Origin of the sequence: Aeromicrobium sp. A1-2 (assembly GCF_003443875.1) — a bacterium.
In the GTDB taxonomy this organism is placed as follows: Bacteria; Actinomycetota; Actinomycetes; order Propionibacteriales; family Nocardioidaceae; genus Aeromicrobium.
Map to the genome: position 1 here is coordinate 237,723 of NZ_CP027482.1, position 21,676 is coordinate 259,398.

The 21,676-nt window shown below is 68.8% G+C and carries 17 protein-coding genes, 3 tRNA genes and 1 pseudogene; 12 read left to right on the forward strand and 9 right to left on the reverse strand.

Annotation, left to right across the window (positions count from 1 at the left end; genetic code table 11):
• Positions 1-13 precede the first annotated feature (13 nt).
• Genes C6I20_RS01140 through C6I20_RS01150 form a run of 3 tightly spaced genes read right to left on the reverse strand, consistent with a single transcriptional unit; the run spans position 14 to position 2,734 of the window.
• Entirely contained in the window at positions 14-364 is a 351-nt protein-coding gene (locus tag C6I20_RS01140; RefSeq protein WP_118394281.1) for a DoxX family protein, read from the reverse strand.
• Positions 364-1,425 carry a lipocalin-like domain-containing protein gene (locus tag C6I20_RS01145; RefSeq protein WP_118394282.1) on the reverse strand — a complete coding sequence of 354 codons (1,062 nt, stop codon included), beginning with the start codon at positions 1,423-1,425 and terminating at the stop codon, positions 364-366. Before C6I20_RS01145 ends, C6I20_RS01140 begins: the two co-directional genes overlap by 1 nt.
• Before the next feature lie 34 nt (positions 1,426-1,459).
• The gene (locus C6I20_RS01150) at positions 1,460-2,734 is read right to left on the reverse strand and encodes an oxygenase MpaB family protein (RefSeq protein WP_254052201.1); all 1,275 of its coding nucleotides are present in this window, start codon (positions 2,732-2,734) and stop codon (positions 1,460-1,462) included.
• 135 nt (positions 2,735-2,869) lie between these two features.
• On the opposite strand from C6I20_RS01150, the gene C6I20_RS01155 reads away from it, so the two are divergent.
• From C6I20_RS01155 to C6I20_RS01165, 3 genes are all read left to right on the forward strand, one after another.
• On the forward strand, positions 2,870-3,454 hold the full coding sequence (locus C6I20_RS01155) for a TetR/AcrR family transcriptional regulator (RefSeq protein WP_216822957.1): 585 nt from the start codon (positions 2,870-2,872) through the stop codon (positions 3,452-3,454).
• 62 nt (positions 3,455-3,516) lie between these two features.
• Positions 3,517-3,598, forward strand: a tRNA-Tyr gene (locus C6I20_RS01160).
• A gap of 455 nt (positions 3,599-4,053) precedes the next feature.
• Positions 4,054-5,076, forward strand: coding sequence for a Fic family protein (locus C6I20_RS01165; RefSeq protein ID WP_216822958.1), 1,023 nt, complete (start codon positions 4,054-4,056; stop codon positions 5,074-5,076).
• Between the two features lie 272 nt (positions 5,077-5,348).
• Here the strand turns inward: C6I20_RS01165 and C6I20_RS01170 are convergent, their stop codons facing one another.
• Positions 5,349-8,774 carry a bifunctional proline dehydrogenase/L-glutamate gamma-semialdehyde dehydrogenase gene (locus C6I20_RS01170; protein ID WP_118394283.1) on the reverse strand — a complete coding sequence of 1,142 codons (3,426 nt, stop codon included), beginning with the start codon at positions 8,772-8,774 and terminating at the stop codon, positions 5,349-5,351.
• A 115-nt stretch (positions 8,775-8,889) separates the two neighbouring features.
• Here C6I20_RS01170 and C6I20_RS01175 point away from each other — a divergent pair, with 115 nt between their 5' ends.
• Positions 8,890-9,822, forward strand: coding sequence for a LysR substrate-binding domain-containing protein (locus C6I20_RS01175; protein WP_118398441.1), 933 nt, complete (start codon positions 8,890-8,892; stop codon positions 9,820-9,822).
• A gap of 1 nt (position 9,823) precedes the next feature.
• Here C6I20_RS01175 and egtD read toward each other — a convergent pair whose 3' ends face one another.
• Both egtD and egtB read right to left on the reverse strand, forming a co-directional pair.
• Entirely contained in the window at positions 9,824-10,801 is a 978-nt protein-coding gene (egtD, locus tag C6I20_RS01180) for an L-histidine N(alpha)-methyltransferase (RefSeq protein WP_118394284.1), read from the reverse strand.
• On the reverse strand, positions 10,798-12,084 hold the full coding sequence (gene egtB / locus C6I20_RS01185) for an ergothioneine biosynthesis protein EgtB (protein WP_118394285.1): 1,287 nt from the start codon (positions 12,082-12,084) through the stop codon (positions 10,798-10,800). Before egtB ends, egtD begins: the two co-directional genes overlap by 4 nt.
• Before the next feature lie 295 nt (positions 12,085-12,379).
• On the opposite strand from egtB, the gene C6I20_RS01190 reads away from it, so the two are divergent.
• Together C6I20_RS01190 and C6I20_RS01195 are read left to right on the forward strand one after the other, a co-directional pair.
• Complete coding sequence (locus tag C6I20_RS01190) at positions 12,380-12,604, forward strand: tautomerase family protein (RefSeq protein WP_118394286.1); 225 nt, start codon at positions 12,380-12,382, stop codon at positions 12,602-12,604.
• 48 nt (positions 12,605-12,652) lie between these two features.
• A complete protein-coding gene (locus C6I20_RS01195) occupies positions 12,653-14,269 on the forward strand; it encodes a helix-turn-helix transcriptional regulator (RefSeq protein ID WP_162891054.1) in 1,617 nt (538 codons plus the stop codon).
• 124 nt (positions 14,270-14,393) lie between these two features.
• Here C6I20_RS01195 and C6I20_RS01200 read toward each other — a convergent pair whose 3' ends face one another.
• Both C6I20_RS01200 and C6I20_RS16980 read right to left on the reverse strand, forming a co-directional pair.
• Positions 14,394-17,378 (reverse strand): EAL domain-containing protein, encoded by a 2,985-nt coding sequence (locus tag C6I20_RS01200; RefSeq protein ID WP_118394288.1) that lies wholly within the window; start codon positions 17,376-17,378, stop codon positions 14,394-14,396.
• A 53-nt stretch (positions 17,379-17,431) separates the two neighbouring features.
• The gene (locus C6I20_RS16980) at positions 17,432-17,593 is read right to left on the reverse strand and encodes a hypothetical protein (RefSeq protein WP_162891031.1); all 162 of its coding nucleotides are present in this window, start codon (positions 17,591-17,593) and stop codon (positions 17,432-17,434) included.
• A gap of 89 nt (positions 17,594-17,682) precedes the next feature.
• Between C6I20_RS16980 and C6I20_RS01205 the strand changes: the two genes are divergently transcribed.
• From C6I20_RS01205 to C6I20_RS01230, 6 genes and pseudogenes are all read left to right on the forward strand, one after another.
• Complete coding sequence (locus tag C6I20_RS01205; RefSeq protein ID WP_118394289.1) at positions 17,683-18,594, forward strand: alpha/beta fold hydrolase; 912 nt, start codon at positions 17,683-17,685, stop codon at positions 18,592-18,594.
• A gap of 4 nt (positions 18,595-18,598) precedes the next feature.
• Positions 18,599-19,624: a quinone-dependent dihydroorotate dehydrogenase gene (locus tag C6I20_RS01210; RefSeq protein WP_118394290.1), complete on the forward strand. Its 1,026-nt coding sequence runs from the start codon at positions 18,599-18,601 to the stop codon at positions 19,622-19,624.
• A gap of 60 nt (positions 19,625-19,684) precedes the next feature.
• Positions 19,685-19,757 (forward strand) — tRNA-Thr (locus C6I20_RS01215).
• Between the two features lie 28 nt (positions 19,758-19,785).
• Positions 19,786-19,859: transfer RNA gene (locus C6I20_RS01220), tRNA-Met, on the forward strand.
• Positions 19,860-19,915: 56 nt separating this feature from the next.
• Entirely contained in the window at positions 19,916-20,086 is a 171-nt protein-coding gene (rpmG, locus tag C6I20_RS01225) for a 50S ribosomal protein L33 (protein ID WP_056399328.1), read from the forward strand.
• Positions 20,087-20,156: 70 nt separating this feature from the next.
• Positions 20,157-21,194: pseudogene (locus C6I20_RS01230) on the forward strand (UDP-N-acetylmuramate dehydrogenase); the annotation flags it as partial.
• Positions 21,195-21,197: 3 nt separating this feature from the next.
• On the opposite strand, the gene C6I20_RS01235 reads toward C6I20_RS01230, so the two are convergent.
• Positions 21,198-21,644 (reverse strand): DUF4190 domain-containing protein, encoded by a 447-nt coding sequence (locus tag C6I20_RS01235; RefSeq protein ID WP_118394292.1) that lies wholly within the window; start codon positions 21,642-21,644, stop codon positions 21,198-21,200.
• Positions 21,645-21,676: the final 32 nt, after the last annotated feature.

Sequence of the window (21,676 nt, forward strand, 5' to 3'; positions counted from 1 at the left end):
CCGACGGCGGCCCTCAGGACGTGCTGAGCAGCACTGCTGTGACCACGGCGCCGGCCGAGCACACGATCGCCGGGGCGGCTACGAGCCACGTGTCGCCGGCGCGCCGGTGGGCCATGATCGCGCCCGCGGTCAGCGCGGCCAGGCACCCGGCCGCCAGGACGCCGAGCCACGGGACCGCGAGGCCGATCAGCAGCCCCGCGACGCCCGCGAGCTCGAGGATGCCGACCAGCCTGAACGCCCGAAGGGTCAGCCCGAGCCGGGCCGCGGTCTCGGGGTGCGGCGGCCTGAAAAGGATCATCTCCACCCCGGCCTTGGCGAAGACCGCGGACGCCAGCAGGGTCAGGACGATCCGTGCGACGTCCATCAGCTCAGGGCGACCATCTCGTGCAGCGTCGATCCGGTGCGTGTGATGGTCTCGCCGTCCTCGACCACGGTCAGGGTGTACGTCGAGTCGAAGCGGAAGTAGCCCGGTCGGCCGACCAGGGCGTGCACGATCGGCTTGACCATGCGTGAGCGCGCGACCGGAACCTCGTCCAGCAGGTCCTGCGCATCGATGATGAGCTGGACGTCCAGGCGCAGGTCGACCCGGCCCGGGACCTGCAGTCGGATCCACGTCGGATAGGTGCGGTTGGCCGCCGGGTGGAAGACCAGCGGGCCCTCGGTCAGCTCGACCTCACCGGTGCTGAGCACGATCTCGTCGCCCTTCGCGAGCATCATCGGCCGGGACATGTGCCGGCCCAACCGCTTCTGCGTCAGGACTGTCGCGAAGATCAGCGAGTAGTCGTCGAGGTACAGCCGGCCCCAGTGCCAGCGGTCGATGATCCGCTTCATGTCTCCGACGCCCCAGTTGTGATCGGCGTACCCGATGCCGGTCACGACGGTCGTCTCGCCGGCGATCGTGATGGAGCCGGTGACCTGCTCGCGAGGTCCGCCGACGCACCAGCCGAAGTGGTCGGTGCCGCCGTAGAAGGTGTCGCCGCGGCCGGGCATCCAGCTCGGCAGCTCATTGCGGAACGTCAGGTCGAAGGCCACGTCCTCCTCGGCGAGGTGGATCCGGAACACCGGAAGGTCGTCCTCGCCGGTGTCCTGGACCGCGGTGTTCGCCCCGATGCGCACGTCGGCGCGCTGGGCCGAGAACGTTGCCTGGTCCTTGGGATAGGACTTGCGGATCTGTCGGCGGGATCCGTCGGGGCCGTAGATCAGGATCTCGACCGAAGGATCGCAGCTCGCGCGTTCCTCGGGCCGGCGCTTGGTGAAGAAGGCGATCACGGTGTGGCCGCTGTCGAGCCGGGCGTCGAAGTACCAGTGCTCGAACGCCTTCTTGCTGGTCGAGACGTGCAGGGCGTTGTCGGCGGGCGTGACCCGGGTCAGGACGGCGTCCTTGCTGCCCGGGCCGTTCCAGCCTTCGACGATCGTGGGACTCATGCGGGTGCTCCTGTGGGTGGTGAGGGTCGGGGTATCAGCGGCGCAGCGAGCTGCTGGCGTCGAACTCGGCCTGGCGGCCTTCCATCTGGGCCGCGTGCCAGCTCTTGCGATGGCGGTCCATGGTCCGCAGGTGGAGCTGCTTGAGGCCGGGGAGCCGGCGCAGCAGCTCGGTCGCGGTGACGAGTGGAAGGCGGGCGATCGGGATCAGGATCCACGGGAAGGCCCGCGGCATGTCGTACAGCTTGCGGGTGCCGGGCGCCATCCACAGCGCGCAGTACGCCGAGTAGATGCGGAAGTTGTAGGCGGCGCGCAGGTGCTTGAGGCCCCGCTGCCCGGTGCGTGGCGCGAACGCGGCAGGGAACGACTCGATGAGCTCCTTGCCGGCCGCGCCGGAGTCGTACGACCGTGCGGCGGTCGTCATCGCGATCGCCTGGAGCTGCTCGCGGATCGTCGTGGTCGGCCACTGGGGCTGCACGCCGAGCAAGTGCCCCATGTAGCGGTTGAAGTGGATCAGCGCCCGCATCTCCTTGGGTGTCGTCTGGTAGCCCAGGAGCCACAGGGACATCGCGGGAGCCACGGCCCCGCCGATCTGGGTCATCTGCTCGTACGTCTGGCTGATCGGCAGACCCCATGCCTCGTGGTCCCACTCGGGGTGGTCGCCGACGCGCTTGCGCACCGCGACGTGCATGACCCTGACCTGCATCGCGGTCTTGCGGGCCTGTGAGCCGACCTCGAACAGCGCGCCCGGCTCCGAGACGTCGATCCAGAACTTGCAGGTCTCCAGGAAGCGGCGCAGGGCGTTGTCGCCGGCGTAGCCTCCGGCGAGCGACAGCGGCATGGCGACGGCGCCCTCGGTGTAGATCTCCAGGGTGATCGCCCCGGCGACGCTGTAGAGCATCGTGCCCCAGCGACGCCACACCCGAGCGCCCTGCTCGACCAGGTCGCGATCGACCCAGTCCGGGACGGTCTCGAGCTCGGTGAACAAGGTCTTCATCGACTCCGGAGCATCCGGGATCGAGTCGATGCCGTGGTCGAGCGCCTCGTCGAGCATCGCCCGTCCGCGCTGGTGGCCGATCTCGCCGAAGAAGACGTCGGCGACGTACTTCTCCGCGACGGGATCGCCGACGTACATGTCATCGCACAGCAGCTGGGCCTGCTCGTCGGTCGGGAACAGGTCGTGCCGGAGGACCTTCTTGACGAACCGTTCGCGCCGGCGCCACTCGGGGCGCTGCTTGTTCTCCCAGTACGGGAACGCGGTGGGGGTGCGCGGTGCGGTCGGTGCCGGTGGGGTTGTGTCGTGCAGCGTCACGCGTTCTCCTGGGTCGTACGGTCGCTCGTCGCGATCACCGTACCCTACGGTATGGTTTGGGCGCTGGACAATGGTTGTCGCGTGCCGCCCCCTCGGTAGGCTGGCAGCCCAACCGGTCGCGGAAAGGGCTCACCCATGGCGGCATCGCCACGTACCACCGCGGGATCCAAGCGCCTGTCGCTCGACGACTGGACGATCCGGGCCCTCGATCTGTTGAAGGCCGAAGGGGTCGGTGCGCTCAAGATCAGCCGGCTCTGCAGCGAGCTGGGCGTCACGAAGGGCAGCTTCTACTGGCACTTCGCGGACGTCGAGGGACTCAAGGAGGCCGTCGCGGAGCGCTGGTGCTCGCAGACCCGCGAGGCGCTGGGGCAGCTCTCGGTGCTCGACGACCTCCCGCCGCTCGAACGGCTGCGGATCATGAGCTTGCGGCTGGTCGATGACGACTCCTGGAGCGTCGAGCGGGCTCTGCGTGACTGGGCCCGCAGCGATCCGTTGGTTGCCGGGGTCATTGCCGAGTCCGACCAGTTCGTGTTCGAGCTCGTCCAGGGAGCGATCGCCGAGCTGGGCCACGATGCTGCGAGTGCGCGCATGCGGGCGGGGCTGCTGGTCTACGCCGGAATCGGTTTTGCCCACGGACAGTCGGCCTTGCCCAAGCCCACGGCCGATGACATCGAGGACCTGCTCGACTTCCTGGCGGGTGAGCGCGGCGCCGACCGCTGACCAGTTTGGTGTCGCGCCATGGTCCTGCGATAGTCTTGCTTGTCGTTGCTCCGGCAACACCTGGCAGGTTGCCCGAGTGGCCAAAGGGATCTGACTGTAAATCAGACGGCAACGCCTACGCAGGTTCGAACCCTGCACCTGCCACAGCACGGAGAAGTGCCCCTGAACTGCGGAAACGCGAGTCAGGGGCACTTCTCATTTTTCGTCAGCCAACGGGATTCGGACATTTCGGCGAAAAGGCTCTGACCTGCGGCGATGCGCGGAATGCGGGCTGTCAAGCGATTGCGCGTTGTGAGATGTCCTTTGGCGCGATCACTTGTCGCTCAGACCGCAGGGGAACGGGCGGAACCCTATCGATCTTGGCGGCAGGTCCAAGACCGACGAAGTCGCGGCGGGGCCACTTGAAGTGGAAAGTGCAGGCATGAAGCAATGTCGAGGCGGTACGTCAATCCGCCGCGTACGGGCCCAAGTTGTTGTGTTGTACTAATTGCTCGTAGGGCGCGACAACTTTCTGCTACGCTTTCCAAGTTGTTGTGTTGCATTTAATTGCGGCATAACGCGACAACTTGTGCCAGACCGCATAACAAGGAGGTCAGCCTGTGGCCCGCGGACGTCCAACACGACAGAGCATCTACGATCATCTCGAGGAAGCGATCGACGACCTCCGCAGTCGCTTTGGCGGCCTGCCTGTCCCCGCAGAGGCCGAAGAGATCTGGGACGACCTGTGGCACCAGGAGGCGCACCACTCCACAGCCCTCGAAGGCAATACGCTGATCCTCAATGAGGTCCGCAAGCTCCTCGACGAAGGTCGCACGGTCGGCGACAAGGAACTCAAGGAGTACATGGAAGTCCTGGGCTACGCCAACGCCGCCAAGTGGGTCTATGGCCAAGCTCTCGAGCCAGGCGACTGGACAGCCGGCGATCTGCTCAGCCTCCAAGAGGTTCGCACCGTTCACTACGAGGCGATGACTCCCGTCTGGAACGTCGCGCCACATCCGCACGCGACACCAGCCGAGACTCCCGGCAACTGGCGGCAGCACGACATCGCGCCATTCCCTGACGGTATGACGCCGCCGCCGTTCCCCGACGTTGACCACCGGATGGCCGACTGGGTCGCAGACGTAAACAAGCTCCGAGACGACAGCGATGTCGCGTTCCCCGAGCGCCTCGCCAAGACTCACAACGAATTTGAGAAGATCCACCCTTACCTGGACGGAAACGGTCGCTCGGGTCGGCTGCTTCTGAATCTGCTCTTGGTTCGTCTGGGCTACCCGCCGGCGATCGTGTTCAAGAACGAGCGGACGAAGTACCTGAATGCGATGCGCAAGGCGGACAAGGGCGAGTACGGCCCGCTCGGCGAGGTCATCGCGCGCGCTGTCGCCAACAACCTCTACAAGTTCGTCGTACCAGCCGTCGCCGGCCCGGCCCGCCTTGTGCCGCTTGCGAGCCTGGTCGACGCGAAGGCTGGCCTGACCGCAACCGCCCTTCGTGCTGCCGCAGAGCGAGGCCGACTACGCGCGCAAAAGTCCGATAACGGCAAATGGCAGAGCTCGAAGAGCTGGGTCGCCGACTACCAGAAGAACAAGCACAAGCGACCCGCCAAGGCGAGGAAACCAGACTGACGTCCTGGAGAAGTTGGGGGCGGTGACGTTGCTGATCGGATGCACGACTGGCGTCGACCGTGCCCGACTGACCTCGAGAATCTTGGGGGAATCCCGGGGCAAGTTCGGCCCGTTGCGGTAACGCTGCAGGTCAGAGGAGTGGTCGGTGCAGGCTGTAAATCAGACGGCAACACCTACGCAGGTTCGAACCCTGCACCTGCCACAGCACGACATGAGCCCCTCACCAGCGTCACGCTGGTGAGGGGCTTGTCGTCTCCCTGCCCATGGTCGGGTCAGAGCGCGCCCGCGGCGAGGTCGTGCGGAGTGCCGAACCGGTGGGCCGTGATGCTGACGGCCTGCTCGCGCAGGAACGGCAGGAGCTCGAGCCGGCCTGACTCCGTGACGGGATGGGCATGCACCGCGATGTCGGGGCGTCCGGCCACCTGACGCAGCACCGTGGACTGGTCGGCGCCGACGATCCGGACCCGGGCTGGAGCGCCGGCGGCGATGTCGGTGGACCACTCCGCGTCCGTCTGGACCGTCGCCTCCCAGCCGAGACTGTTCACCAGGGCGGACGTCGAGTCGGTCGGGACTGACACGAGGATGGGCGAGCCGGCCCGCTTCGCGGCACCGAGCACGCGCACCAGGTCGTACGTCGCGCCGCCCTGGGCCAGGCGCACGTGCACCGGCACCGGCCGGTAGCGGAGCACGTTGCGCTCGGCGCTCAGACCGCTGGCATCGACGGCTCGGCCGAGCTCGTCGTCCCAGGCGGTCGCGTCCGAGGCGAATGATCGCCGCAGCCGGGTGACCTCCTCGGCGTCGAGCGTCGACTCCGCAGCCGAGAGCAGCAGCTCGACCTCCGGGCCGAGCGGCCGGTCCGCCGTCGAGGGACGCGTGGACCAGTCGCCAAGACCCAGCAGATAGTTGGGACCGCCGGCCTTGAAGCCTGCGCCGACGGACGACTTCTTCCAGCCGCCGAACGGCTGTCGCTGCACGATGGCGCCGGTGATCCCACGGTTAACGTAGAGGTTGCCTGCCTCGACCCGGTCGAGCCACGTCGTGAGCTCGACAGGATCCAGCGAGTGCAGGCCGGCTGTGAGGCCGTAGTCGACATCGTTCTGGATCGCGATCGCCTCCTCGAGCGTTTCGGCGGTCATGACTCCCAGCACGGGCCCGAAGAACTCGGTCAGGTGGACGTGGGAACCGCGCTTGACGCCCGCACGGACCCCCGGCGACCAGAGTCGTCCCTCGGTGTCGAGTCGTTGGGGCTCGACGAGCCAGGTCTCGCCGGGCGCGAGTGTCGTGAGTGCTCCGAGCAGCTTGCCGGCCGCCGGCTCGATGACGGGGCCGACCTGGGTTGCAGCATCCTGGGGCCAGCCGACGGTCAGTGACGTGACGGCATCGACGAGCTGGTCGTGGAACCGCCTGGACGTCGCGACGGAGCCCACCAGGATGACCAGCGACGCGGCCGAGCACTTCTGTCCGGCGTGGCCGAATGCGGAGTGTGCGACGTCCTTCGCGGCGAGGTCAAGATCTGCCGAGGGGGTCACGACGATCGCGTTCTTGCCGCTGGTCTCGGCCAGCAGGGGAAGATCGGCACGGAACGACCGGAAGAGCGCCGCGGTCTCGTAGCCGCCGGTCAGGATGACCCGGTCGACCCGGGGATCCGAGACGAGCCGGCGGCCCAGCTCGTTCTCCTCGACGTGGACGAGGTGCAGCGCGTCGCGGGGGACTCCGGCCTCCCAGAGTGCCTCGACCATGACCGAGCCGCAGCGCGCGGCCTGTGAGGCCGGCTTGATGACGACGGCCGAGCCGGCCGCGAGAGCCGCCAGTGTGGAGCCCGCGGGGATCGCGACCGGGAAGTTCCACGGCGGCGTCACGACAGTCAGCGTCGAGGGAGCGAAGGTCGCACCATCGAGACCGTCGAGCTCGCCCGCACGCTCGGCGTAGTAGCGGGCGAAGTCGATCGCCTCGGAGATCTCCGGGTCGGACTGGTCCAGCGTCTTGCCGGTCTCGGCAGCCATGACCTCGGCGAGGTCGGCGCGGTGCACCTCCAGGGTGTGGGCTGCGCGGCGGATGACGGCTCCGCGCTGGCTGCCGGTCAATCGACCCCACGCGAGGCCGCCGGCGAGCGCCGAGGTTAGCAGATCGTCGAGTGCGGCAGGGTCGGTGACGGTGTGCTCTGCGACGGTGGCTGCGCCGAGGTCGGAGCCGGGTACGCGGGCGAGGATCTGGTCGGCCCAGCGGCGGTTGGCAGGCAGCGACGAGTCGGTGTCGTCGGTGTTATGGAAGCCGGGGCGCGCGTCCTCGACAGCAGCGGCGAGACGGTCCTGTGTGCGGTTCGGCGGCGGGACCGAGTCATCGAGGGCAGCGAGCGAGGCCAGGAAGCGGTCCTTCTCCCGCTCGAACAACGCCGGCTCGTCGTGCAGGTCGAAGACCGCCGACATGAAGTTGTCGTGGCTCGCACCCTCTTCGAGACGCCGGATCAGATACGCGATCGCGACGTCGAACTCCCGCGGATGGACGACCGGCGTGTAGAGCAGCAGCGTGCCGACGTCCCGGCGGACGACCTCGGCCTGCCCGGGGGCCATCCCGAGCAGCATCTCGATCTCCATGCCGTGGCGAACGCCTCGCTGGCCGGCGAGCAGCCACGCGTGGGCGAGGTCGAACAGGTTGTGACCCGCGACCCCGATCCGCACGTTCTCGACCCGGTCGGGCTGCAGGGCGTACGAGATGACCCGCTTGTAGTTGGTGTCGGACTCCTGCTTGGAGCCCCAGGTCGCCAGCGGCCAGCCGCGGAGCGAGGACTCGACGCGCTCCATCGGCAGGTTCGCGCCCTTCACGATGCGGACCTTGATCCCGGCACCTCCGCGAGCGCGGCGGGCGGCGGCCCACTCCTGGAGGCGGATCATCGCGCTGACGGCATCGGGGAGGTAGGCCTGCAGCACGATCCCGGCCTCGAGGTTGAGCAGGTCAGGGGAGTCCAGGATCGTCGTGAACACCGCGATCGTCAGGTCGAGGTCGCGGTACTCCTCCATGTCGAGGTTGATGAACTTCGGGGTGGGCGCGGCCGCCGCCTGCTCGAACAGCGGAGTCAGACGGGCGACGACGTCGGCCACGGCCCGGTCGAACGCCCACTCCGAGTGGGGGGCCACGGTGGAGGAGACCTTGATCGAGACGTAGTCGACATCGGCCCGCGCCAGCAGGGCGTGGGTGCCGGCGAGCCGGCGGTCAGCCTCGCGCTCACCGAGGACCGCCTCGCCCAGCAGGTTGAGGTTGAGCTGCGCGTTCCTGCCGCGAATCGCGGCGATGGCCTTGCCCAGGCGTCGATCCCGCGCGTCGACGATCAGGTGCCCGACCATCGACCGCAGGGCGCGGCGCACGACGGGGATCACGAGACGCGGCAGCACGAGGCCGACCGCGCTGCCCGCGCGCACGGCTGCACGCAGGTGCCAGGGGAGGAAGGCCGGGATGTCCTTGGCGAGATCGGCAAAGTTGCGGGCGGCGATCTTGGTGTCCTCGGGGCGGATGACCCCGTCGATGAAGCCGACCGTGAAAGGAAGCCCCCGTGGGTCCTTCAGCACGCCCGCGAGCTGAGTGGCCGATCGGTCCGCCGGCACCGCAGCGGCGTCGGTGAGCCAACGCCGCACGAGCGCGACGGTCTCGTCGGCGAGATCGGTCGACGAGAGGGAGGGTGCGGACGCGGGCTGGTCGGGCATCGGTCGTCCTTCGGATGGGGTGCTGGATCTCCAGTTTGTGCGCCAACTCAGATAAGGTAAAGCGATCATTAGTGACGTGTAATCATAGGTTCTACTTAACTTTGAAGGAGTGGTCTTGCTCGAGCTCCGACGTCTCAGGCTCCTGCGCGAGCTCCAGGTCCGCGGCACCCTCGCCGAGGTGGCGTCCGCGCTGCACCAGAGCCCGTCCTCGGTGTCCCAGCAGCTCACGCTGCTCGAGCGCGAGGTGGGAGTCGAGCTGTTGCGCAAGGTGGGCCGTCGGGTCCAGCTGACCCCGCAGGCCGAGATCCTCGTGGCGCACGTGACGGTCATACTCGATCGTCTGGAGCAGGCGGAGTCAGAGCTCAATGCGTCTATGGCCGAGGCCACCGGCCAGGTCCGGCTGGCGGTCTTCCAGTCAGCCGCGCTGGCCCTGATGCCCGCGACCCTGGCGCGGCTGGCCAGGGACCATCCGTTGCTGCGCGTCACGATGAGTCAGCAGGAGCCCGGCGCCGCACTGCACGACACGTGGGCGCGCGACTTCGACGTCGTGGTCGCCGAGCAGTATCCGGACCACGCGGCCCCGTGGTACCCCGGTCTCGACCGGGTCGACCTGACCTCTGATGCGATCCGGCTGGCCGTCCCGGGCTCGGGTGCACCGTTCGGCGACATCCGGTCGCTCGAGGAAGCAGCGCGTGCGCCGTGGGTCATGGAGCCGGCGGGTGTGGCGTCGAGGCACTGGGCCGAGCAGGCCTGCCGGCAGGCGGGCTTCGAGCCCGACGTCCGGTTCGAGACCGCCGATCTGCAGGCGCACGTCCGCCTCGTCGAGTCGGGCAATGCGGTGGCCCTGCTCCCGGACCTGGTGTGGATCGGCCGACCACGGATGAGCCTGCGCCTGATCGACCTCCCGCAGGCACCCCGCCGGACGATCTTCACCTCGACGAGGGCTTCGGCGGTCGACAGCCCGGGGGTCCGGGCCTGCCGGGTCGCCCTCGCCGGTGCGGTGTCCGACCTCGGGCCCGAGGTCGGTGGGACTGCGGCGAGCCGGTGACCTATGCCGTGCGGCGGGCCAGGGTCAGTGCGAAGTCGCCGTCGCTCCACAGGTGGTCGACCGCGAAGCCTGCCGCGGCGAGCTCGGTGCGCAGGCCGTCGGGGCGGAACTTGGTCGAGATCTCGACCCGGATCTCCTCTCCGCTGGCCAGGTCGAGCACGACGTCGGCGCCGGGAATCGTGACGCGCTGAGGCATCTCGGCGCGCACCCGCAGGTCCATTCGCTCCATATGCGGATCCCAGAACGGGACGTAGCTGAACGCGTCGACGTCAAAGTCGGCGCCGAGCTCGCGGTTGACGACGTGCAGGCTGTTGAGGACGAAGTCGGCGGTGATGCCGCGAGCGTCGTTGTAGGCCGCGATGAGCCGGTCGCTGCTCTTGACCAGGTCGGTGCCGAGCAGGAGCCAGTCGCCGACCTCGAGCGAGTCGGCGAGCGCTCCGAGGAAGGCCGCACGCTCCTCGACGTAGAGGTTGCCGATCGTGCCGCCCAGGAACGCGACGATCTTGCGACCGCCGGTGGGGAGGTGGCCCAGGTGCAGGGTGAAGTCGCCCACGATGGCCTCGACCTGGAGCCCCGGGTAGCGGACCGACAGGTCGTCCGCGGCTGTCCGCAGCGTGGCCTCGGAGACGTCGACCGGCACGAACCGCTGCAGGGCGCCGGCGCGGTCGAACGCATCGAGCAGCGTCCGGGTCTTGTCGCTCGTGCCGCTGCCGAGCTCGACGACGGTGTCTGCGCCGGTGATCGTCACGATCTCCTCGGCGTGGGCTCCGATCAGGGCCCGCTCGGACTCGGTCGGGTAGTACTCGACCAGGTGCGTGATCTCGGTGAACAGATCGGAACCGCGGTCGTCGTAGAGCCACTTCGGTGGCAACGTGCGGGGATGGCTGGCCAACCCACGACGAACGTCCTCGACGAGGCTGCCGGACGCCCAGTCGGGATCCAGCAGCACCGACACAACGGGCGTGCGGATCGCGGTCATGCCGGCACTCCGCCGTCGGCCAGACGCACGCCTGACATGGCCCAGCGGGATCCCGGCGGGAAGAAGTTGCGATAGCTCAACCGGTTGTGGCCCGGCGGGGTCAGCGCGCAACCGCCACGCAGCACCATCTGGTTGGACATGAACTTGCCGTTGTACTCGCCGATCGCGCCCTCGGCCGGGTGGAACCCCGGATAGGGCAGGTACGCCGAGGAGGTCCACTCCCAGCAGTCTCCGTAGACCTGGCGGAGGTGACCGGTCGCCGGTCCGGCGGGACGGGCGTGGAACGTCTCCCGGTCCGCGATGTTGCCGGTGGCTGCTTCGTCGGCCTGGCCGTCGGCGACCACAGCGTGCTCCCACTCGGCCTCGGTCGGCAGCCGCTTGCCGGCCCAGGTGGCGTAGGCATCGGCCTCGTAGTGGCTGACGTGTGTCGCGGGCAGGCCCGGGTTGATCGGATGTGTGCCGTTGAGGGTGTGCTCGTGCCAGATGCCATCGAGCTCGACCCAGTAGAACGGCGCCCGCCACTGCTCGCTCCCCACGCGGGCCCACCCATCGGACAGCCACAGCTCGGGACGCTGGTAGCCGTGATCGGCCATGAAACGCAGCCACTCGCCGTTGGTCACGAGCCGGTCGGCGATCCGGTACGGCTCGAGCCACTCGCGGTGGCGGGGGAGCTCGTTGTCAAAGCTGAACCCCGGTCCGGCGTGGCCGATCTCGACCAGGCCGCCTTCGACGTCGACCCAGCCGAGCCGGTCGGGCTCGGACGGCGCGAGCGGCCGCCCGGCGTAGACCGGTTGCAGGGGGTTGACCGACAGGACGTGCTTGATGTCCATCAGCAACAGCTCCTGGTGCTGCTGCTCGTGGTGGAAGCCGAGCTCGATCGTCGGGGTGATCTTGTCGAGCGTGCCCCCGTCGAGGGAGGACAGCAGGTCCTGCAGGCGGTGGTCGACGTTGTCGCGGTAGATCCCGACGTCGTGCGCTCCCGGGCGGGTGATGAATCCACGCTCGGCGCGCCCGTAGCGGGGGCCGACGGCCTCGTAATAGCTGTTGAAGAGGAACCAGTACTTGTCCTGGAACGGGCGGAACGACTGCTCGACCTCGGACAGCACGAACGTCTCGAAGAACCACGTGACGTGGGCCCGGTGCCACTTGGTCGGGGACACGTCGGGCATCGACTGCACGGTCTGGTCCTCGGGGGACAGTGGCGCGGCAAGGGTCTCGGTGTCGGATCGGACGTCCTGGAAGCGGGCCAGCAGACTGGTGGCTTCCCAATGCGTCCGGGTCATGGCGGTGCTCCTCGCGTCGGCGTGCTGACCAGCCTAGGCAGGGGGTGCGACACCTGCACGCTCACTGAGCCCACGTCAGCAGCTGTTCGTGTGATCGAGGCGCAGCCCCCGGATGTCGGTATTGTCGGGCGATGGGAGACCGCGACGGCACGGCCGGCGACCTCATGGCCCGAACGGGCCATGACGGCCCGACGCGTCAATGGCCTGCGCGGTCGATGCGCGACGGCATCCACAAGGCGCAGTCTGAGGTATCGCGTCCCACTCCGGGGGCGCATGCCGAGGAAGGGAACTCACCATGCCGCTCATCGAGGTCAGTGTCATCAAGGACGTCTTCACGCCCGACCAGAAGCGCGACATCATCGCCAGGCTCACCGACGCGCTGGTCGAGATCGAGGGCGAGAACGTGCGGCCCGTCACCTGGTGCGTCGTCCGGGAGGTTGCCAGCGGCGACTGGGGCATTGCCGGCAACGCGCTCACCACGGCCGACGTGCACGCCCTGGCCGCTGGGGCCGGGGTCTGAGCCTTGTCCGCCCCAGCGGCGGGCCTGTCGGCCGGTGGGGTGGTGGTCATGACGTCCGACGACATGGCCACCGCCGCCACCGCAATGCAGGCCGGTCGCTGGGCCGAGGCCGTGACTGCGTTCGGGCGGGTCATCACCGAGACGGACGATCCGTGGGCCCACGACGGACTGGCCCAGGCGGGCTGGTGGATCGACGACGCGGACATGGCGTTGGTCTCGCGTGAAGCCGCCTACCGGGGCTTTCGGGCCGTCGGCGACGACCGCGCTGCGGGGCGTGCGGCGGCGACCCTCGGTTACGACTCGATCCTGTTCGGACGAGGAGTCGCGGTCGGTCGCGGTTGGCTGGCGAGGTCTGTCGACCTGCTCGCTGGCCGGCCGGACGCTCCGGAGGCCGGTTGGCTGGCGGTGCGGCTGGCGGAGGTCTCGCTCCACGCCGACCACGACGCACGGACCGGGCTGCAGCACGCTCGTGTGGCCGAGGAGATCGGCCGGGCCACGGGCGACCACGACTTGACGTTCGTCGGGCAGGGTCTTGCCGGGCTGGCGCTCGTCCGCCTCGGCCGGGTGGCCGAAGGGATGGCGCTCCTCGATGGCGCGGCGGGAGCCGCGACGGCGGGCGACGTCGACGACCTGATGTGGATGGGCAAGATCTGCTGCTGGCTCATCAACGCCTGCCAGGAGGCCGGCGACCTGACCAGGGCGTCGACGTGGTGTTCGCGGGTCGAGGAGATCTGCCGGCGCCAGGACCTAGCGCCGCTGTTCTCGGTCTGTCGCATCCAGTACGCATCGGTCCAGATGGCGCAGGGTGACTGCGTCGGGGCCGAGTCGACGCTCGAGGACGTCATGGCACAGCTTGAGTCCTCGAAGCGGTCCGCTCGGCTGGAAGCGGTCGCGCAGCTGGGCGAGCTGCGGCGGCGGCAGGGCCGGTACGCCGAGGCGGAGATCTTGCTGGAGCAGGCGGGCTTCCACCCGGGTGCCGTGATCAGCTTGACCCGTCTCCGGCTCGAAGAGGGGGACGCGACGCAGGCCTGGTCGACCGTCAGCGAGCTGCTCCGCGCGCTGCCCGACGACCACCAGCTGGAGCGGGCCGAGGTCCTCGCCGCCGTCGTCGAGGCCGGTGCCGCCGCAGGCGAGATCGAGCCCGCCCGCCGGGCCGTGGCCGAGCTGAGGCAGACGGCCGACAGGGTGTGCACCGAAGCCGTCCTGGCCATTGCGGCTGCCGCTGAGGCCCGGATAGCGGATCGATCCGCTGCGCAAGCCGCCTGGCAGGACGCGATCCGCCACTCCGTGGCCGCCGGGCTGCCTTTCGATGAGGCCGACCATCGGCTCGACCTCGCCGAGATCCTGGTCGATACGGGCGCGATCAAGGAGGCCCGCCATCAGGCCGCGCTGGCCCTCGAACGGGTCCTGCCCCTCGGCGACGGACTCGCCATTGCCCGGGCCCGGACGATCCTCGGCGGTGCCGCGACCGGCGTGCCGCTGACCGAGCGCCAGATCGAGGTCCTGCGCCTCGTGGCCAGGGGACTGTCCAATGCCGAGATCGCCACAGAGCTCGTCTTGAGCGAGCACACCGTCCACCGACACATTGCCAACATCTACGACTCTCTTGACATCCGGTCGCGCGCCGCTGCAGCGGCGTACGCCGTTGGTCAGGGGCTGGGCTGAGGAGCCGTCACGAGCGGCAACCCAGCTTCGGCGTTCGTCCTGAGCAGGGGTCGCGTCGGTCGTCCGTGACGCCCGGCTTGGGACGCAAGCCCGCAAGTCCTGACCGCGCGAGCCAGCCGGGGGGTCAGGACTTTGCCGGCAGCGGGGTGAGGAACCGTGCCACGAACTCCTCGAAGGCGACGGGCTCGCCGATCAGGTGCCCCTGGGCGAGGTCGACGCCCTCGGCACGGACGACCTCGAGGGTCGCCGACTCGGCGACGAATTCCGCCACGGTGCGCTTGCCGAGCTCGTGGGCGATCCCGACGATCGATCGTAGGATGCTGCGGTCGACGTCGGAGGTGTGACAGTGAGTGATGAATTCGCCGTCGATCTTGATGTAGTCGAACAGCAGGTGCTTGACGTAGTAGAACGAGCCGAATCCGGCGCCGAAGTCGTCGAGGGCGAACTGGCAGCCCAACGCGGTCATGCGCTCGGCGAACTCCCGGGCAGCATCGATGTCGGCCACAGCTGCGGTCTCGGTGACCTCCAGGATCAGCGTCGACGGATCAACGCCGTGGTGGTCGAGCGCCGTCACGATGGCCCGCTCGATCAGCGGGCTTCCGATCGACAGGCCGGAGAGGTTGACCTCGAGCGTGAAGCTCGGATCGAGCTGCTGGAGTCGCGCCAGCAGCGCGACGCTGTGCTCGACGACCCAGGCATCGACGGCCGGCATCAGTCCGGTCCGTTCGGCAATGTGCAGGAAGCGGGACGGCATCACCAGCTCGTCGCTGTCGGACAGCCGGACGAGTGCCTCCGCGGATCGGACCTGGTTGGTCTGCAGATCCATGATCGGCTGCAGGTGGAGGGTGAAGTCGCCGTTGTCCACGGCCCGTTCGATGCGGGCCTTCCACTCCAGCCTCGCGCCGGTCCGGGACTGGTTGCCGGGTGTCTCCTCCATGACGGCGACGCCGTTGCGACCCGAGTCCTTGGCGTCGTACATCGTCAGGTCCGCTAGGGCAAGGATGTCCCCACCATGCTCGGCCGCCGCCTTGACCGTCGCGACGCCGATGCTCGCGGTCACGCGGCTCATCGTGCCGTCGAGCGTGCGGGCGTGATCGCGGATGCGGTCCACGATGCCTTGGGCGACCACGGTGGCTGCTGCGCGATCGGCCCGGGTGAGCAGGATCGCGAACTCGTCGCCGCCCAGACGGGCCACGACGTCGGTGCTCCGGACGCCGCTGCGCAGCAGCGCGGCGGTTGATGCGATGAGAGCGTCGCCGACGTTGTGTCCCAGGGTGTCGTTGACCTCCTTGAAGTGGTCGAGGTCGAGGAGCAGCACGGCGCCCGAGGGGCCATGGCGTTCACAGTCGTCGAGGTGGTTCTGCAGCTCCTGGTTGAACCGGCGGCGGTTGACCAATCCGGTCAAGGCGTCATGGTCGGCCAGGTGCGCGAGCTGTTGCTCGTAGCGGTAGCGCTCCGACACGTCGACGATGTTGGTGAGGATGACGTCTGCAGCCCCCTCGGTGCCTTCCAGGACGCGGCTGCTGACGACGACGTGAAGGGTCTCTCCGGGCAGGTTCCGCATGGTCCACTCGGTCTCGACCCGTGCGCCGCGTTGCGCGATGGTGTTGGCGACGTGTCTGCTGATCTGGTCGTCGTACGCCGCCGCGAAGTCGTTGAGGGGTGTGCCCGTGACGGTGGCGTGCGACGTACCGATCATCGACTCGAGAGCGGCATTGATCTGGATGAGCTCACCGGACAGTGACAGCACTGCCACGCCGTGGGGTGCGTCGGTGAAGATGCGCTCCGCGCGCTCCTTGGCCTGGACGAGCTCGCGCTCGTGGGCGCGGTCGCGGCTCACGTCGCGAGCGAGGATCAAGGCTCGTGGGCATGCGCCGTCCGCGGGCAGCGGGGTGACGACGACCTCGTGCTCGTCGCCGGTGTTGCTCGAGTGCAGCTCGGCGCTGCCTTCCGTGCCGTCGACGGCCTGCGTCACCAGCCGTGCCAGTAGCGCGAAGTTGTCCGGATTGGAGACATCCGACAGATTCCGGCCCTCGGTACCCTGCAGGCCCTGGCGCATTGCGCCCGCGCCGGCGACGACCTGGATCGTGAAGTTCTCGTCGACCATGACCACGGTCATGTCGGGGAGGTGTTCCATCAGCAGCCGCCAGCGGGTCTCCGCCTCGGCCAGCGTGCGTTCGGACTCCACGCCGGCCGTGACGTCGATCGCCACACCGAGGTAGCCCGTGACGTCGCCTTCGGGGTTGCGCAGCTCGGTGATCACCAGCCGGACGTAGACCGGCTCGCCGTCGGCCCGCACATACGTCCAGATACGGCTGGGCGCATTGCGTCGCGCGAGCTCGACAAAGACCCCGAATCCCGGCTCCACCCCCAGCTCGGCGGCTACTTCCACCACTTCGGCGGGGTCGTGGAAATGATCCGGACCGTGGCGGTCGACGAGGTCGGCCTCGGCATACCCGAGGAGCGCCTCGGCGCCGCTGCTGAACGAGCGGATCGTCCCGTCGAGGTCGGTCGAGATGATGCTGGTGAGTCGCGCTGCACGCAGGATGCCGTCCAGCTCGGCCAATGACCACCGCTCCCGCGCGGTCTCCTGAGCAAGCCGGCGGACCATCCGTTGGACGACGGGCGCGACGAGCACCGCGAACGCCGTCCACAGCAGCCCGCGTCGCCAGTCGTTGGCGGGATAGTCCGGCCCGCCGATCAGCAGGATCGGCCCCAGGAACATGGCGGCGGTCAGCACGCCGGTTGCGACCAGGTCGCGTCTGGTCCCGGTCATGGCCATCCACAGGATGGGGAGAATGACGAGGGGCGCCAGGGCGGACGTCGCGCCGCCCGACATGTCTCGAGCAAGCGCCAGGACGAGGAAGAACAGCAGCGGGCCGGCCGGGTCGACCCACGTCCGGTGATCGCGGCGGGTGCTGGCCCACACGAGGCCCAGGGTGACCATGAACAGCCCGAAGATGAACAGCGGCTCACCATCGCCGTACTCGTACGGCGGGAGCAGCGAGCCGAGGAGGCCGAGGGTTGCGACGGCGAAGAACGGCGCGGCGACTCGAAGGGTCGGACGCTCCGGCGTGTAGCGCCAGTCGGGGGCGTGCGGTGCCGTCATTCAGCAATGCTCCTGTCGAGTGGGAAGCCTAGGCGCGATCGAGGTCAGGGGACTCACAGTGGAGCACGCGCACCGGCCGCGAGCACGGACTCCGCGGCCGCAGGATGGTGGGCGTCCTTGCCGCCTCCGCAGACCGTCTCACCTGCGCCTGGCCGGCGGGCGACGTCGACCGTCAGGTCCCGATTGATGCCCCCGACGACCAGCACACTGCCCATGCGCCCACGGTCTCACACGGGAGCGGGCCGGGGCCGGGCTCGCCGCGCAGTCCGATCACGCCGTCCGGCCCGTCGTGCGATCATCGGGCATGCCGGAACAGCGACTGTCACCGTCCGTGTGCGACTGGCGGGACGGTGGTCGTCGGGTGGACGTGATCGGTCGGTCGGTCTTCGTCCACGAATCCGGCGTCAGTGAGATTCCGATCGTGCTGATCCACGGCTTCCCCGGTTCGTCGCACGACTGGGCGGGCCTCGTCCCGCACCTTCGCGGCCGGTTGATCGCGATGGACCTGCCGGGCTACGGCTTCTCGGACAAGTCGGCCGCGGCGTCATACTCGCTGTTCGAGCAGGCCGATGTGGTCGAGGCGCTCCTGGCTGCGCTCGGGGTCGAGCGGTGCATCATCGTGGCCCACGACATGGGCGACACCGTCACCGCCGAGCTCGCCGCGCGAGCCAATGCGGGCCGGCTGGGGTTCGCGATCGACCAGATTGTCCTGACCAACGGCTCGATCTTCATCGACCTGGCCAGGCTGACCCGCGGCCAGCGGCTGACCCTGCGGCTGCCGGGTCGGGCACTCCCGTTCCCGATGCCGGGACCGGTGCTGAGGCGAAGTCTGATGGAGAGCTTCACCGCGACCGCACCGCCTCCGTCCGGAGCGATCGAGGACCTCGTCGCGATGATCCGGCACGGGCGCGGCGATCGACTGCTGCCCAGACTGATCCGCTACATCCAGGAGCGACGCGTGCACCAGCCCGCCTGGACAGCGGGGCTCGTCGACTTCGCCGGTCCGCTCACGTTGATCTGGGGTGAGGAGGACCCGATCGCAGTGCCGGCGATGACCCGACGGCTCGTGTCGTTGCGACCGAGCACGTCCCTCGTGATGCTGCCCGGTGTCGGTCACTGGCCGGCGATCGAGGCCCCGGAGGAGCTGGGTGCACAGGTGCGGGCCGCGCTCGGACTCCCGCCCGCCCCGGCCCCACGAGCGGCACCGATACCCTGACCAGGTGGTATATCGCGCCTTCTTCGCCGCCGTGTTCAGCTCGATGGATCCCGAGAAGGCGCACGAGCGTGGCTTCGCCGCGATTCGCGTCGGCCGGTTCGTGACCCGGCTGGCCTTCCCGCAGACGTACGCCCCCCGGACCGTCATGGGCATCGAGTTCCCCAACGCGTTCGGTCTGGCCGCCGGTTTCGACAAGAACGCCAAGGCCGTCCCCGGCCTGCTCGCACTGGGCTTCGGGCACGTGGAAATCGGCACCGTGACGGCACGAGCCCAACCGGGCAACCCGCGACCACGGCTGTTCCGTCTCGTCGCGGACCGTGCAGTCATCAACCGGATGGGCTTCAACAACGACGGAGCCGCCGAGGTCGCCTCGCGGCTGCACCGACTGCGCGGGACAGATGCCGGACGGGACGCCGTGATCGGTGTGAACATCGGCAAGACCAAGATCGTCGAGGCCGAGCACGCAGTCGCCGACTACGTCGAGAGCGCTCGGCTGCTGGTGCCGTACGCGAGCTATCTCGTCGTCAACGTCTCCTCGCCGAACACCCCGGGGCTGCGTGACCTGCAGGCCGTCGCCGAGCTCAGGCCACTGCTCGCCGCGGTCAAGGAGGTCGCCGAGGCGGCACCGGGCGGGCGGGTGCCGCTGCTGGTCAAGATCGCTCCGGATCTCGCCGACGCCGACGTCGACGCGGTGGCGGACCTGGCCCTCGAGCTGGGTCTTGACGGCATCAGCGCGACCAACACGACGATCGCTCGACCTGACTCGTTGCTCGCCGACCGCGCTGTCATCGACGCCGCGGGTGCCGGGGGGCTGTCGGGTCCGGTGCTCGCCGAGCGGGCGACCGAGGTGCTCGTACGCCTGCGCGCCCGGGTCGGCGACCGGCTGGCGATCATCGCCGTCGGGGGAGTGACGACACCCGCGGACGTGCGCGCTCGGCTGGCCGCGGGGGCCGACATCGTGCAGGGCTACACCGGCTTCATCTATCAAGGCCCCGCGTGGCCGTCGAGGCTCGCTGCCGCTGCAACCTGAGGGTCAACCACCCCGATTTCGCATCGGGGCCAATGACCTTGTATCTTTGGTTGTCGGCTTGCCCCCTTAGCTCAGTCGGTAGAGCGCTTCCATGGTAAGGAAGAGGTCTTCGGTTCGATTCCGTAAGGGGGCTCTGGGAAACGAGGAGACTCGGGACCCGTGGCGGGGTAGCTCAGGTGGTTAGAGCACACGGCTCATAATCGTGGTGTCGCGAGTTCGAGTCTCGCTCCCGCTACCGCACAACTGCACACGCAAGACCTTCAGCATCACCGATCCAGAAGAGGCACCCTCGTGGCCAGCAAGAGCTCAGACGTTCGTCCCAAGATCACCTTGGCCTGCACCGAGTGCAAGGAACGCAACTACATCACGAAGAAGAACCGTCGCAACGACCCCGATCGTCTCGACCTGAAGAAGTTCTGCCCGCGCTGCAAGGCCCACCAGGTGCACCGCGAGACTCGCTGACCCCTGCTTCTGCTCGACGGCTCCCCCTGCTTCGGCAGGAGGGAGCCTTCGTCGTTCCCGCTCGAACCACGCTGCTAGCGTCGCGACCATGGACCTTGCCGAGCTGACGACTCTCCGGCTGGGCGGCCCGGCCCGCACCGTCATCGACGCGACCTCGGAGCAGCAGCTGCTCGACGCTGTGCGAGTCGCTGACGAGGTCGGTGACCCCGTGCTGGTCGTCGCGGGTGGCAGCAACCTCGTGGTCGCCGACGAGGGGTTCCCCGGCACTGTCGTCCGGGTGCTGAACCGGGGCATCGAGGTCGACTCCGATGCGTGCAGCGGTGCCATGGTCACGGTCGCGGCCGGGGAGCCGTGGGATGGGGTCGTCGCCCGGGCGGTCGAACAGGGGTGGGTCGGTGTCGAGGCACTGTCAGGCATTCCCGGCTCCGCCGGCGCGACCCCGATCCAGAACGTCGGCGCGTACGGCCAGGAGGTCGCTCAGACGATCGCGATGGTGCGGGCCTACGACCGCTTCGAGCGCAAGGTCCGCACGATCCATGCCGCCGACTGCGGCTTCGGCTACCGGCACAGCCGGTTCAAGGCCGAGCCCCAGCGCTGGCTCGTCCTGTCGGTGGCCTACCAGTTCCGCCTGGGCAGCCTCGGCGCACCGATCGCGTACGCCGAGCTGGCCCGCAGCCTCGGCGTGGAGATCGGTCAGCGGGCGCCGTCCGCCGAGGTGCGCGAAGCCGTCCTCGCCCTGAGGCGGGGCAAGGGCATGGTGCTCGATGCGGACGACCACGACACCTGGAGTGCCGGCTCGTTCTTCACCAATCCGCTGTTGCGCGTCGAGCAGGCCGACGCACTGCCGGCCGAGGCGCCACGATTCCCCCAACCGGACGGCACCGTCAAGACCAGCGCGGCCTGGTTGATCGACCATGCCGGATTCGGCAAGGGTTTCGGCGCTGACACGGTGTCGCTGTCCACCAAGCACGCGCTGGCGATCACCAATCGCGGTGGAGCGACGACGGCCGATCTGCTGGCGTTGGCCAGGCAGATCCGCAGCGGGGTGCGAGACGCGTACGGCGTCACGCTCGCCAACGAGCCGGTGCTCGTCGGCTGCGAGCTCTAGCGACTACGGCAGGATGCCGACCAGGCTGCTGTAGTTGTACTCGTACGTGCCGTCCTCGAAACCACCGTTGACGGCGATGACGATCATCAGGGCGATGAATGCCAGCGCGAGGACGAGCAGGCCCGTTCCGATGATGCCCATGATCATGCCGGCCTTGGCCTCCGAGCGGCCGCCGTACTTTCCTGCGCTGGCGTCGATCTCCTTGACCGCCTTGCGCCCCAGGATCCACGCGATCGGTGCGACGAAGAACGTCACGCAGACCGCAAACCCGGTCAGGCCCACGACCCCCAGGACCATGGCGGTCGTCGCCTGCGGATGGTTCGGCGGCGGCGGCGTGTACACCGGATAGCCCGGCGGCGGCTGCTGCGAGGGATAGGCGTTCCCCCAGTTGGGCGGCGGCTGGTGGCCGGGTGGGGTCGCTCCGGGCTGGGTGCCGTACTGGTCGCTCATGCGCGCGAGCCTTTCACATCGTTGTCGCGGGT

What these genes read in the sequence shown, in the direction of transcription:
- C6I20_RS01140 (WP_118394281.1), bottom strand. Translation starts at nt 364, where the DNA reads ATGGACGTCGCACGGATCGTCCTGACCCTGCTGGCGTCCGCGGTCTTC.
- C6I20_RS01145 (WP_118394282.1), bottom strand. Translation starts at nt 1,425, where the DNA reads ATGAGTCCCACGATCGTCGAAGGCTGGAACGGCCCGGGCAGCAAGGAC.
- C6I20_RS01155 (WP_216822957.1), top strand. Translation starts at nt 2,870, where the DNA reads ATGGCGGCATCGCCACGTACCACCGCGGGATCCAAGCGCCTGTCGCTC.
- C6I20_RS01170 (WP_118394283.1), bottom strand. Translation starts at nt 8,774, where the DNA reads ATGCCCGACCAGCCCGCGTCCGCACCCTCCCTCTCGTCGACCGATCTC.
- egtD (WP_118394284.1), bottom strand. Translation starts at nt 10,801, where the DNA reads ATGACCGCGATCCGCACGCCCGTTGTGTCGGTGCTGCTGGATCCCGAC.
- egtB (WP_118394285.1), bottom strand. Translation starts at nt 12,084, where the DNA reads ATGACCCGGACGCATTGGGAAGCCACCAGTCTGCTGGCCCGCTTCCAG.
- C6I20_RS01190 (WP_118394286.1), top strand. Translation starts at nt 12,380, where the DNA reads ATGCCGCTCATCGAGGTCAGTGTCATCAAGGACGTCTTCACGCCCGAC.
- C6I20_RS01195 (WP_162891054.1), top strand. Translation starts at nt 12,653, where the DNA reads ATGACGTCCGACGACATGGCCACCGCCGCCACCGCAATGCAGGCCGGT.
- C6I20_RS01200 (WP_118394288.1), bottom strand. Translation starts at nt 17,378, where the DNA reads ATGACGGCACCGCACGCCCCCGACTGGCGCTACACGCCGGAGCGTCCG.
- C6I20_RS16980 (WP_162891031.1), bottom strand. Translation starts at nt 17,593, where the DNA reads ATGGGCAGTGTGCTGGTCGTCGGGGGCATCAATCGGGACCTGACGGTC.
- C6I20_RS01205 (WP_118394289.1), top strand. Translation starts at nt 17,683, where the DNA reads ATGCCGGAACAGCGACTGTCACCGTCCGTGTGCGACTGGCGGGACGGT.
- C6I20_RS01235 (WP_118394292.1), bottom strand. Translation starts at nt 21,644, where the DNA reads ATGAGCGACCAGTACGGCACCCAGCCCGGAGCGACCCCACCCGGCCAC.